At 63.7% G+C, this 11,629-nt stretch carries 10 protein-coding genes; 7 read left to right on the forward strand and 3 right to left on the reverse strand.

Annotated elements, in window-relative coordinates:
• Positions 1–5 precede the first annotated feature (5 nt).
• The 3 genes from X741_RS164715 to X741_RS164705 all read right to left on the reverse strand — a co-directional run bounded on the left by X741_RS164715 (position 6) and on the right by X741_RS164705 (position 2,993).
• Positions 6–635 (reverse strand): alpha-ketoglutarate-dependent dioxygenase AlkB, encoded by a 630-nt coding sequence (locus tag X741_RS164715; RefSeq protein ID WP_023775954.1) that lies wholly within the window; start codon positions 633–635, stop codon positions 6–8.
• A 214-nt stretch (positions 636–849) separates the two neighbouring features.
• Positions 850–1,287 carry an alternative ribosome rescue aminoacyl-tRNA hydrolase ArfB gene (arfB, locus tag X741_RS164710; RefSeq protein ID WP_023775955.1) on the reverse strand — a complete coding sequence of 146 codons (438 nt, stop codon included), beginning with the start codon at positions 1,285–1,287 and terminating at the stop codon, positions 850–852.
• A gap of 95 nt (positions 1,288–1,382) precedes the next feature.
• A complete protein-coding gene (locus tag X741_RS164705; RefSeq protein ID WP_023775956.1) occupies positions 1,383–2,993 on the reverse strand; it encodes a phosphoenolpyruvate carboxykinase in 1,611 nt (536 codons plus the stop codon).
• A gap of 342 nt (positions 2,994–3,335) precedes the next feature.
• Here X741_RS164705 and X741_RS164700 point away from each other — a divergent pair, with 342 nt between their 5' ends.
• From X741_RS164700 to X741_RS164670, 7 genes are all read left to right on the forward strand, one after another.
• Complete coding sequence (locus X741_RS164700; protein ID WP_010912942.1) at positions 3,336–4,037, forward strand: response regulator transcription factor; 702 nt, start codon at positions 3,336–3,338, stop codon at positions 4,035–4,037.
• A 143-nt stretch (positions 4,038–4,180) separates the two neighbouring features.
• Positions 4,181–5,965, forward strand: coding sequence for a sensor histidine kinase (locus X741_RS164695; protein ID WP_023775957.1), 1,785 nt, complete (start codon positions 4,181–4,183; stop codon positions 5,963–5,965).
• Positions 5,962–6,426: an HPr kinase gene (locus X741_RS164690; protein WP_023775958.1), complete on the forward strand. Its 465-nt coding sequence runs from the start codon at positions 5,962–5,964 to the stop codon at positions 6,424–6,426. The genes X741_RS164695 and X741_RS164690 overlap by 4 nt, the downstream gene beginning before the upstream one ends.
• 164 nt (positions 6,427–6,590) lie before the next feature.
• The gene (locus X741_RS164685; RefSeq protein WP_013891640.1) at positions 6,591–6,992 is read left to right on the forward strand and encodes a PTS sugar transporter subunit IIA; all 402 of its coding nucleotides are present in this window, start codon (positions 6,591–6,593) and stop codon (positions 6,990–6,992) included.
• Entirely contained in the window at positions 6,989–7,285 is a 297-nt protein-coding gene (locus X741_RS164680; RefSeq protein ID WP_013891641.1) for an HPr family phosphocarrier protein, read from the forward strand. The genes X741_RS164685 and X741_RS164680 overlap by 4 nt, the downstream gene beginning before the upstream one ends.
• Before the next feature lie 179 nt (positions 7,286–7,464).
• A complete protein-coding gene (gene ahcY, locus X741_RS164675; RefSeq protein WP_023775959.1) occupies positions 7,465–8,865 on the forward strand; it encodes an adenosylhomocysteinase in 1,401 nt (466 codons plus the stop codon).
• A 199-nt stretch (positions 8,866–9,064) separates the two neighbouring features.
• Entirely contained in the window at positions 9,065–11,620 is a 2,556-nt protein-coding gene (locus tag X741_RS164670; RefSeq protein WP_023775960.1) for a PAS domain-containing sensor histidine kinase, read from the forward strand.
• Positions 11,621–11,629 lie beyond the last annotated feature (9 nt).

Here is an 11,629-nt window from a genome sequence, read left to right on the forward strand (position 1 = left end):
TGGGCTTATGCGGCACCCTCGTCCGGCTTGGTCACCCGCCGCAATGTCAAATTGATCCGCCCGCCGTTTTTCAGCAATGCCGAGGTCGACGGGTAGATGCGGTCGACGCCGTGGAAGGCCAGACGGCCCTCACCGCCGAGCACGACGACGTCGCCGCTCTTCAACCTGAAGGATTTGGTGCCGCCGTCACGCGTCGTCTGGCCGACCCTGAACAGGCAATCGTCGCCCAGCGAGACGGAGACGACAGGCGCCGAGAAATCCACCTCGTCGCGGTCCTGGTGCAGGCCCATCTTCGCTTCGGCCGTGTAGAAATTGACCAGGCAGGCTTCCGGCGGATGCCCGTAGCCCGAGACCTGCCGCCACAGGTCGAGCAGACGATCCGGAATAGGTGGCCACGGCATCCCGGTCACCGGATGCGTCGGCTGGTAGCGATAGCCTCGTTCCTTGTCGGTGACCCAGCCGAGCGGCCCGCAATTGGTCATCCGTACGCTCATCTCCTTGCCAGTGCGCGGCATGGCCGGCACGAACAGCGGAGCCTGCTGGACGATGCTTCTCACATCCTCGACCAGCGCCTCCTGGGCAGCGCGCGGCAGATAGGCCGGCATATGGCGGACGCCCTTGGGCAGGACGAGCATGGATTGCCTCGCATGGCGATGTTTCGTCGCCTCAACATGCCACTATCGAACGCAAACGGCGACCCGAAAGCCTGCAGCAGCGGCTATTGCTAGATGGGCCAGGGCCGCAGCATCACGGCTTCATTGAAGCGCCGCTGGTAGAATCGAAAACGCCGCGCAACCTTTGGGATGCGCGGCGCCCGATTTCGCTGCCTCGCTGCAGCTTTCGCGGTGCTTAATCGTTCTCTACCCGGCCGCGCAGCTTCTTGATCGTGCCGCGACCGGCCTTGCTCTTCAGCCGCCGTTCCACCGCGCCTTTCGAGGGCCGCGTCTTCTTGCGTGGCGGCGGTGGCGGCTCGGCGGCCTTGGCGACCAGTGCGGTCAGCCTTGCGCGCGCATCGGCGCGGTTCTGTTCCTGGGTGCGGAAGCGTCCGGCCTCGATGACGATGACGCCGTCCTTGGTGGCGCGCTGGCCGGCAAGCTTGATGGTGCGGGTCCGCACGCGTTCCGACAGGCCCGCGGCGTTTTGCGCATCGAAGCGCAGCTGCACCGCCGTGGCCACCTTGTTGACGTTCTGGCCGCCTGGACCCGACGAGCGGATGAAATCCTCGTGCAGGTCGCCCGGATGGATCACGGCTTCGCCGGATATGATGATGTCGTCGTCGATCGGCATGCCGCAGTCATGGCGCGGCGGGCCGAAAAAGAAAAGGCCCGATCGAAACCGGGCCTACACGACACTGAACGCAACGATGTCGAGCGGGTTGGCGATTACTCCGCCGCTTCCTGCATTCGGGGTGCCGCACCCAGTACGACGGCATCGACATGGCTTTCGAATTTCTCGAAGTTGACGGCGAACATGCCGACGAGCCTTGCTGCCTGCCGGTCATAGCCAGCCTTGTCGGCCCAGGTCGAGCGCGGATCGAGAATGGCGCTATCAACGCCAGGCACGGCCACCGGCACCTCGAAGCCGAAATTGGCGTCGGTGCGGAATTCGGTTGCCTTCAACGAGCCATCGAGAGCGGCGGCAAGCAGCGCGCGCGTCGCCTTGATCGGCATGCGCTTGCCGGTGCCGTAGGCGCCGCCGGTCCAGCCGGTGTTGACCAGCCAGCAATCGGCGCCGTGAAGGGCAATGAGTTCGCGCAGCAGATTGCCGTATTCCGACGGATGGCGCGGCATGAACGGCGCACCGAAGCAGGTCGAGAACGTCGCCTCCGGCTCGGTGACGCCCTTTTCGGTTCCGGCCACCTTGGCGGTGTAGCCGGACAGGAAGTGATACATCGCCTGCGCCGGCGTCAGCCGTGCGATCGGCGGCATCACGCCGAAAGCGTCGGCGGTCAGCATGATGATGTTCTTGGGATGGCTGGCGCGCCCGGTCTTCGAGGCGTTGGGTATGAAGTCGAGCGGGTAGGCGCAGCGCGTGTTCTCGGTGAGCCGGCCGTCGTTGAAATCCGGCGCGCCATCGGCGTCGAGGATGACATTTTCCAGCACGGTGCCGAAGCGCTGCGTGGTGGCGAAGATCTCCGGCTCGGCTTCGGCCGACAGCTTGATCGTCTTGGCGTAGCAGCCGCCTTCGAAATTGAAGATGCCGTGCGGCCCCCAGCCATGCTCGTCGTCGCCGATCAGCGTGCGCGACGGATCGGCCGACAACGTGGTCTTGCCGGTGCCCGACAGGCCGAAGAAGATGGCGGCGTCGCCGCCGGCACCTTCATTGGCCGAGCAGTGCATCGGCATCACGCCTTTTTCCGGCAACAGATAGTTGAGCATTGTGAACACCGACTTCTTCATCTCGCCGGCATAGGAGGTGCCGCCGATCAGCACGATCTTGCGGGTCAGATCGACGGCGATCACCGTTTCGGTGCGGCTGCCGTGGCGGGCGGGATCGGCGCGGAAGGACGGCAGGTCGATGATCGTCATCTCGGGCACGAACTGCTCGAGTTCCGTCTTGCCCGGTCGGATCAGCAGATTGCGGATGAACAGCGAGTGCCAGGCGAATTCGGTGATTACCCTGGTGGGCAGCTTCAGCTCGGCATCGGCGCCGCCGACCAGGTCCTGTACATAAAGATCCTTGTCCGCGGCGTGGGCGCGGAAATCGGCAAGCAGCGTTTCGAACTGCGCCGGCGAGATCGCCTTGTTGTTGTCCCACCAGACATGCGGCTCCGTGGCAGCGTCGCGGACCACGAACTTGTCCTTGGGAGAACGGCCTGTGTGCTGGCCGGTCTCGGCGACCAGGGCGCCATGCGCGGTCAGCCGGGCCTCATTGCGCCGGATCGATTCCTCGTAAAGCGCCGCCGCACCGAAATTGTAGCGCACCACGCCAGAGGTTTTCAGGCCGATACGATCGATCGCGCAAGCAGGATTGCGTATGCCGACTTCCGACATGGGTGTCCCTTCTTAGATTTTCCGCATCTTTGCCGGCCATTTCCGGCATGCCCACCACGCAGGCTAATATGGTCAGAACCAGAAAAGCCAAATGATATCAAATCATTAATCGATTTAAAAATTTTGAAAGTTGTTTAAATCGTTTATATATGCGAAAAGTTTCACGGTTGCCCAAAGGATTGGCGATGTTCGTTCGTCCAATCCATGTCGAGGTTGGATTGTGGCCGGCGGCACCCCGCGCGTGACAGCGGACAAGGCCTATGCCACATTTTGTACCTAATTTGTCCTGCAAAAGCCCCTTCTCTACTAAAGAAGGGACAGCTCATGAGGGAGCCGCTTGAAATGGCAACAATCGCGCTTGTCGATGACGACCGCAACATTCTGACGTCGGTGTCGATCGCCCTCGAATCCGAGGGATATCGCGTCGAGACCTATACGGATGGTGCGTCCGCGCTGGAAGGCCTGGCGGCGCGCCCGCCAAATCTTGCCATCCTCGACATCAAGATGCCGCGCATGGACGGCATGGAACTTCTGCGCCGGATGCGCCAGAAGTCCGACCTGCCGGTGATCTTCCTGACCTCCAAGGACGACGAGATCGATGAATTGTTCGGCCTCAAGATGGGCGCCGACGACTTCATCCGCAAACCGTTCTCGCAGCGCCTGCTGGTCGAGCGGGTACGGGCCGTCCTGCGCCGAGCCAGCGCCCGCGAGGCCGCGGCAAAAGCGCCCAGCCAGCAGGCCCGTTCGCTCGAGCGCGGCCAACTGGTCATGGACCAGGAACGCCACACCTGCACCTGGAAGGGCGAGCCGGTGACGCTCACCGTCACCGAATTCCTGATCCTGCATTCGCTGGCGCAGCGCCCTGGTGTCGTAAAAAGCCGTGATGCGCTGATGGATTCAGCCTATGATGAACAGGTCTATGTCGATGACCGTACGATCGACAGCCATATCAAGCGGCTGCGCAAGAAGTTCAAGGCTGTCGACGACGACTTCGAGATGATCGAAACCCTTTACGGAGTCGGATACCGGTTCCGCGAAGCGTGAATAGGCAGTAGGCAGTAGGGAATAGTCAGTAGTCCGTTTTTGAATGGTGCGAGCGGCCACTCACACATGGCCACGATCTCAGCCACTTCTCTATTCCCTACTGCCTACGCACTACTCACTAATTAGGCGGGAGCTGCTATTCGATGGCAGTGGAAGCACAGCGAAGCAGGCCGACGGGCGCCGCCAGGCGGCCGTCGCGCATCATGCCGTCCTTCGTTTCGAAGATCACGGTGCCGATGCGCCGCTTCCTCGGCCATCACATCTTTTCCAGCCTGACGCGGCGCATCCTGTTCCTCAACCTTGCCGGACTGGCTGTCCTGGTCACCGGCATCCTCTACCTCAACACATTTCGCGACGGGCTGATCGACGCCCGCGTCGAAAGCCTGATGACGCAGGGCGAGATCATCGCCGGCGCGATCGCGGCGTCGGCGACGGTCGAGACCGATTCGATCAGCATCGACCCGGAAAAGCTGCTGGAGCTGCAGGCCGGCGAAAGCCTCGGGCCCGGTTCGGACCAGCTCGATAATCTCGACTTCCCAATCAATCCGGAGCGCGTCGCGCCGGTGCTGCGGCGGCTGATCTCGCCGACGCGGACACGGGCCCGCATCTATGACCGCGACGCCAATTTGCTGCTCGATTCGCGCCATCTCTATTCGCGCGGCCAGATCCTGCGCTACGACCTGCCGCCGGTCGAGGAGGAGGAGCCCGACCTCGTCGAGCGCATCCAGAAGTTCATCTTCGACTTCTTCCGCAACACCGACCTGCCGGTCTATCGCGAGCAGCCGGGCGGCAATGGCGCTGCCTTCCCGGAAGTGGTCAAGGCGCTGACCGGCAGCCCGTCGACGATCGTGCGCGTCTCCGAACAGGGCGAGCAGATCGTTTCGGTGGCGGTGCCGATCCAGCGCTTCCGCGCCGTCCTCGGCGTGCTGATGCTGTCGACCGAAGGCGGCGACATCGACAAGATCGTCGCCGCCGAACGCAAGGCGATCCTGCGCGTGTTCGGCATCGCGGCTCTGGTCACCGCCATCCTGTCGATGCTTTTGGCTTCCACCATCGCCAACCCGCTGCGCCGGCTGTCTGCCGCGGCGGTGCGGGTCCGGCGCGGCGTCAAGAGCCGCGAGGAAATCCCGGATTTTTCCGACCGCCAGGACGAGATCGGCAATCTGTCGATCGCCGTGCGCGACATGACCAACGCGCTCTATGCGCGCATCGAGGCGATCGAAAGCTTCGCCGCCGATGTTTCACATGAATTGAAGAACCCGCTGACCTCGCTGCGCAGCGCGGTGGAAACGTTGCCGCTGGCCAAGAACGACAATTCGCGCAGCCGGCTGATGGAAATCATCCAGCACGACGTCAGGCGGCTGGACCGGCTCATCACCGACATTTCCGACGCCTCGCGTCTCGACGCCGAGCTCGCGCGCGAAGACGCCGGAACGGTGGACCTGAAGAAATTCATCACCGACCTCGTCGCTGTGTCGCGCGAGGCAACTCGCAACAAGAAGGCAGTCGAGATCGAGTTCAAGGTCGCCAAGCTGCCGCAAGGCGTCAAAGGCTATTTCGTCGTCGGACACGATCTGCGCATCGGCCAGGTCATCACCAATCTGATCGAAAACGCCCGCTCCTTCGTTCCCGAGGACCATGGCCATATCAGCCTGTCGCTGGCGCGTGCCGGCAAGTTCAACATCCTCACCATCGACGACAACGGTCCCGGCATCCGCGCCGACAACATCGACCGCATCTTCGAACGCTTCTACACCGACCGGCCGGCCGGAGAGGCGTTTGGCCAGAATTCGGGCCTTGGCCTGTCGATCTCCAGGCAGATCGTCGAGGCCCATGGCGGCACGCTGACCGCCGAAAACATCCCCGGCACCAAGCCCGGCGAGATCAAGGGCGCGCGCTTCGTCGTGACGCTGCCGGCCGAAGCGTGAATGCTGGTCCAGTCGTGCGGCCTGAAAACATCCACGCTACGGGCTTGCTGATCGGCGAACGCGGCATTCTCGTCAGCGGGGCGTCCGGTTCGGGCAAGACGACGCTGGCGCTGGCGCTGATCGACCATTGCCGCCAACGCGGCCTGTTCTCACGGCTCGTCGGCGACGATCAGCTTTTCGCCGAGGCGCTTGCGGGGCGGCTGGTGTGCCGCGCCCCCGCCACCATAGAAGGTCTCGCCGAAGTGCCGGGACTTGGGCCGCGGCCGCTGGCGTTCGAACCTGCCTGCGTCGTCGACCTGCATGTGCGCCTGCTGCCGGCTGGTGAAATCGCCCGCTTCCAGGAGGACGCCAGCGACGACATCGCCGGCTGCGCGGTACCGCGGATCGATCTTGCCGAGCGCAATGTCCAGGCTGCCCTGCCCGCCGTGATGGCGCGGCTGTCGATCATGCCTTTTCTATGATCTGCCCCGGGTTTTTTGCTGCAATGCGTCAAAATGGCATGGGCCGGCGCAATTTTGGGCTTGTCAACGGGCCTCGCGTCGACAAGATAGCGCTCCCGCCGCCTGGAATGGCTGGCGAGCATAAAATGCGCCTGTGAAGCGGCGATGACGGGAGCCACCAAAGAATGATCGGACTCGTGCTTGTAACGCACGGTCAACTGGCCACCGAGTTCAGACATGCCGTCGAACATGTCGTCGGGCCACAAGACAATTTCGAAACCGTGGCGATCGGTGCCGACGACGATATGGAGCAGCGTCGCCGCGACATCATCGACGCCGTGGCCCGAGTCGATACCGGGGCGGGCGTGATCGTGCTGACCGACATGTTCGGCGGCACGCCGTCGAACCTTGCCATCTCGGTGATGGAGTCCGGCCGCACCGAAGTGATCGCCGGCATGAACCTGCCGATGCTGATCAAGCTGTCATCGATCCGCAAGGGCGACAACATGGCCGCAGCGCTCGACGAGGCGCAGGCCGCCGGCCGCAAATACATCAACGTCGCCAGCCAGCTTCTGAGCAGCAAATGAACGCACTATCCCCGGAAAAAGACCAGATCGTCCGGGAGTTTCCGATCGTCAACCAGCGCGGCCTGCATGCGCGCGCCTCGGCGAAGTTCGTCCAGCTCGCCAGCGGTTTCGACGCCTCGGTCCATGTCGAGAAGGACGGCGTCAAGGTCGGCGGCACGTCGATCATGGGCCTGATGATGCTTGCGGCCAGTCCTGGATACTCGATCCGCGTCACCGCCAGCGGCCCGGAAGCGCTTGAGGTCATGGACGCGCTGGAGCAGCTCGTCGCCTCCCGTTTCGGCGAGGAAAGCTGATCCCGGGCCCAGCCCGAGCAGTCCTAAGGACATGCAGGGATAAAGATTTCTTTATATCCCATTGTCGTCTCGGCGCCGATCTGCTAGTCAGGCCGGCAATTCGCGCCCTTCCACGCGCCAACCAACGCGGGCGCATCCGCAACCAATTCCACGCACAACACTTCGCACGGAGCACTGCCATGACGGGTAGCAAGGACTATGTGGTCGCCGACATCTCGCTTGCCGGCTGGGGCCGCAAGGAACTGGATATCGCCGAAACCGAAATGCCGGGCCTGATGGCCTGCCGCGAGGAATTCGGCGCAAAGAAGCCGCTCACGGGCGCGCGCATCACTGGCTCGCTGCACATGACCATCCAGACCGCGGTGCTGATCGAGACGCTGAAGGCGCTCGGCGCCGATATCCGCTGGGCGTCCTGCAACATCTTCTCGACCCAGGACCACGCGGCCGCGGCCATCGCCGAAACCGGCATTCCGGTGTTCGCCGTCAAGGGCGAGAGCCTGGAGCAGTACTGGGACTACACCGACCGGATCTTCCAGTGGACCGATGGCGGCCTCTCCAACATGATCCTCGATGATGGCGGCGACGCCACCATGTACATCCTGATCGGCGCCCGCGCCGAGGCCGGCGAGGACGTGCTGTCCAACCCGCAGAGCGAGGAAGAGGAATATTTCTATGCGCAGGTCAAAAAGCGCCTGAAGGCTTCGCCCGGTTTCTTCACCAAGCAGAAGGCGGCGATCCGCGGAGTCACCGAAGAGACGACCACCGGCGTCAACCGGCTCTATCAGTTGCAGAAGAAGGGCCTGCTGCCCTTCCCGGCCATCAACGTCAACGACTCGGTCACCAAGTCGAAGTTCGACAACAAGTATGGCTGCAAGGAATCGCTGGTCGACGGTATCCGCCGCGGCACCGACACGATGATGGCCGGCAAAGTCGCGGTCGTCTGCGGCTATGGCGACGTCGGCAAGGGCTCGTCGGCCTCGCTCAAGGGCGCCGGCGCCCGCGTCAAGGTCACAGAGGTCGATCCGATCTGCGCCCTGCAGGCGGCGATGGACGGCTTTGAAGTCGTCACGCTCGAAGACGCGGCTCCAACCGCCGACATCGTCATCACCACCACCGGCAACAAGGATGTCGTCACCCTCGACCACATGCGCTCGATGAAGGACATGGTGATCGTCGGCAACATCGGCCATTTCGACAACGAGATCCAGGTGGCGTCGCTGCGCAACCTGAAGTGGACCAACGTCAAGCCGCAGGTCGACATGATCACCTTCCCGGACGGCAAGCGTATGATCCTCTTGTCGGAAGGCCGCCTGCTCAATCTCGGCAACGCGACCGGCCATCCGAGCTTCGTCATGTCGGCGTCCTTCACCAACCAGGTGCTGGCGCAGATCGAGCTGTTCACCAAGGGCGAGCAGTACCAGAACCAGGTCTATGTCCTGCCCAAGCACCTCGACGAGAAGGTCGCGCGCCTGCACCTCGACAAGCTTGGCGCCCGCCTGACCGAACTGTCGGGCGAACAGGCCGCCTATATCGGCGTCACGCCGCAGGGTCCTTTCAAGCCGGAACACTACCGCTATTAACCAAAGCTAAATTTACTACCAGATATTGACGCCGGGCGATTGACTTTCGCCCGGCTTTATTTTTGCGCGCGATCAGCCTTCACGGCGATTCGGCGAGGGTTTATTGTCAGGTGATTCGCGACGCTTCCGGCCCGAGAGGGGATCAAGAGAGGCGCGTATCAGGGCGGTCTTGCATTCAGTCGGCGGAGAGGACCAAGACATGCCGGGGCAATACCCGCACGGAGCGGGACAGGCCGTTTCCGGCGGCCATGACGATTCGGGGACTACTGGCTCCGCAACCCGGCGCGAGCGTCTTTCATGGCGTGGCCGCGCGGGACTGCTGCTTGCCGGCTCCATGCTTGCCAGCCCGCTGTTTGGCGCGGCGGCGCGTGCCCAGGCTGCCGGTGTATCGACGGCCGGCCTTTCGATCAGCACGATCGAGGTCATGCAGCTTGCCGTGTTCGTCGGCGTGACGGGCACGGCATTTCTGTCGGCTATCGTGCTGATCCGCGAACGCGCCCGCACCTCGGCGGAGAATGTCGAATTGAGAAGCCGCGTCGCCGACGTCAACGCGGCGCTGCGCCGTTCGGAGGCGCTGCTCAATCTGCGCGACCAGCGCGTGATCGTCTGGGCCTCGGAAAACAAGAAACCCGAGCTTGTCGGCGTATTGCCGGTCGAAAGCGGCGCTCCGGAGGAACGGGCAGCGTTCCTCGCCTTCGGCCGCTGGCTGATGCCGCGCTCGGCGGCGGCGCTCGAACATGCCATCGCGGCGTTGCGCGAAAAGGCCAGACCCTTCGACCTCGTCATCGAATCGCAGGCCGGCGCCCCGCTCGAAGTGCATGGCCGCAAGAGCGCGGCGCATGTGCTGGTGCGGTTTGTGTCGCTTTCCGAAACACAGCGCAGCCAGGCGCGGCTGAAGATCGAGAACCACCGGCTGGCCGCCGACCACGACACCATGATCGGCCTGCTCGAAGCGTTGAAAATGCCGGCGTGGCTGCGCGACGAGCATGGGCGCCTGAAATGGGTCAACCGCGCCTATGCCGACGCGGTCGAAGCCGAGAGCGCGGAAGCCGCCGTGCGCGACGCCAAGGAATTCCTCGGCGGCCAGGCGCGCGAGGCGATCGACGCCCAGCACAAACTGCATCCGGTGTTCGAGCAGTCGCTCTCCACGGTGATCGAAGGCGATCGCCGGGTGTTCGCGGTGACCGACTTCGCCAGCGCCGACGGCTCGGCCGGCCTTGCCTGCGACACCAGCGCCATCGAGTCCATTCGCGGCGAGTATGAACGCACCGTGCGAAGCCACGCCGACACGCTCGACCAGCTCAACACCGCGGTCGCCATCTTCGACACCGACGAGAAACTGCGCTTCTTCAACCAGGCCTTCCAGAAATTGTGGGGGCTGGACAGCGGCTTCCTGCACAGCGCACCCGACAACGCCCTCTTGCTCGACCGGCTGCGCAGCGAAGGCAAGATCGCCGAGCAGCCCGAATGGCGCCGCTGGAAGGAAGGCCTGCTTGGCGCCTACCGCGCGGTCGAATCGCAGGAGCACTGGTGGCACCTGCCGGATGGAAAGACCATCCGCGTCGTCGCCAACCCGCAACCCAAGGGCGGCGTCACCTGGGTGTTCGAGAACCTGACCGAGAAAATGGATCTCGAAAGCCGCTACCGGACAGCCGTGCGTGTCCAGGGCGAAACGCTCGACAATCTCGCCGAAGGCGTGGCGGTGTTCGGTCCCGATGGCAAGCTTCGGCTGTCGAACCCGGCCTTCGCCACGCTGTGGAGGCTGGATGCCGAAGCGACCAAGCCGAATGTGCACGTTTCCACCATACGCGACCTTTGCGACCGGCAAGCGGTGGACAGTCCCTGGCCCAGCTTCGTCGCCGCCATCACCGGCTTCGACGACGAACGCCGCGACCGCCACGGCCAGACCGAACTCAACAACGGCACCGTGCTGCGCTACGCCATGATCCCGTTGCCCAACGGGCAGGTGATGATGACCTTCGTCGACGTCACCGACGGCGTCCGTGTCGAACGCGCGCTGAAGGACAAGAACGAGGCCCTGGAAAAGTCCGACCAGCTCAAGAACGACTTCGTCCAGCACGTGTCCTACGAGCTGCGTTCGCCGCTGACCAACATCATCGGCTTCACCGAATTGCTCTCGCTGCCGACGACCGGGCCCTTGACGCAAAAGCAGCGCGAATATGTCGAGCATGTCGGTTCTTCGTCCTCGGTGCTGCTGACCATCGTCAACGACATACTGGACCTCGCGACGGTGGATGCCGGCATCATGCAGCTCGACATTTCCGAGGTGCATGTCGACCGCACCATCGAGGCGGCCGCCGAACTGGTTGCCGACCGGTTGCAGGAACATTCGATCCGGCTCGAGGTCAATGCCAAGGCTGCGCCCAAGACGTTCCACGGCGACGAGACCCGCATCCGCCAGATCCTCTACAATCTGCTCAGCAACGCCGCCAACTATGCGCCGGAGGCCAGCACCATCCGGCTCGCCTGCCGCCATCTGGCGGACGGGGTGGAATTCTCGGTTCATGACGATGGGCCCGGCATGCCGCCCGATGTGCTCGATTCGGTGTTCCGCCGCTTCGAGCCGCGCGCCAATGGCGGCCGCCGGCGTGGCGCCGGGCTCGGCCTGTCGATCGTCAAGAGCTTCGTCGAGCTGCATGGCGGCGGCGTCCGCATCGAAACCGGCAAGGACAAGGGCACGACCGTCATCTGCACTTTCCCCGACATGCCCGGCATCCGCGCCGCGGCCGAGTAGCGCGCTTCG

Origin of the sequence: Mesorhizobium sp. LNHC221B00, from assembly GCF_000502935.1 — a bacterium.
GTDB classification, from domain to species: Bacteria; Pseudomonadota; Alphaproteobacteria; order Rhizobiales; family Rhizobiaceae; genus Mesorhizobium; species Mesorhizobium opportunistum.

What these genes read in the sequence shown, in the direction of transcription:
- X741_RS164715 (WP_023775954.1), bottom strand. Translation starts at nt 635, where the DNA reads ATGCTCGTCCTGCCCAAGGGCGTCCGCCATATGCCGGCCTATCTGCCG.
- arfB (WP_023775955.1), bottom strand. Translation starts at nt 1,287, where the DNA reads ATGCCGATCGACGACGACATCATCATATCCGGCGAAGCCGTGATCCAT.
- X741_RS164705 (WP_023775956.1), bottom strand. Translation starts at nt 2,993, where the DNA reads ATGTCGGAAGTCGGCATACGCAATCCTGCTTGCGCGATCGATCGTATC.
- X741_RS164700 (WP_010912942.1), top strand. Translation starts at nt 3,336, where the DNA reads ATGGCAACAATCGCGCTTGTCGATGACGACCGCAACATTCTGACGTCG.
- X741_RS164695 (WP_023775957.1), top strand. Translation starts at nt 4,181, where the DNA reads ATGGCAGTGGAAGCACAGCGAAGCAGGCCGACGGGCGCCGCCAGGCGG.
- X741_RS164685 (WP_013891640.1), top strand. Translation starts at nt 6,591, where the DNA reads ATGATCGGACTCGTGCTTGTAACGCACGGTCAACTGGCCACCGAGTTC.
- X741_RS164680 (WP_013891641.1), top strand. Translation starts at nt 6,989, where the DNA reads ATGAACGCACTATCCCCGGAAAAAGACCAGATCGTCCGGGAGTTTCCG.
- ahcY (WP_023775959.1), top strand. Translation starts at nt 7,465, where the DNA reads ATGACGGGTAGCAAGGACTATGTGGTCGCCGACATCTCGCTTGCCGGC.
- X741_RS164670 (WP_023775960.1), top strand. Translation starts at nt 9,065, where the DNA reads ATGCCGGGGCAATACCCGCACGGAGCGGGACAGGCCGTTTCCGGCGGC.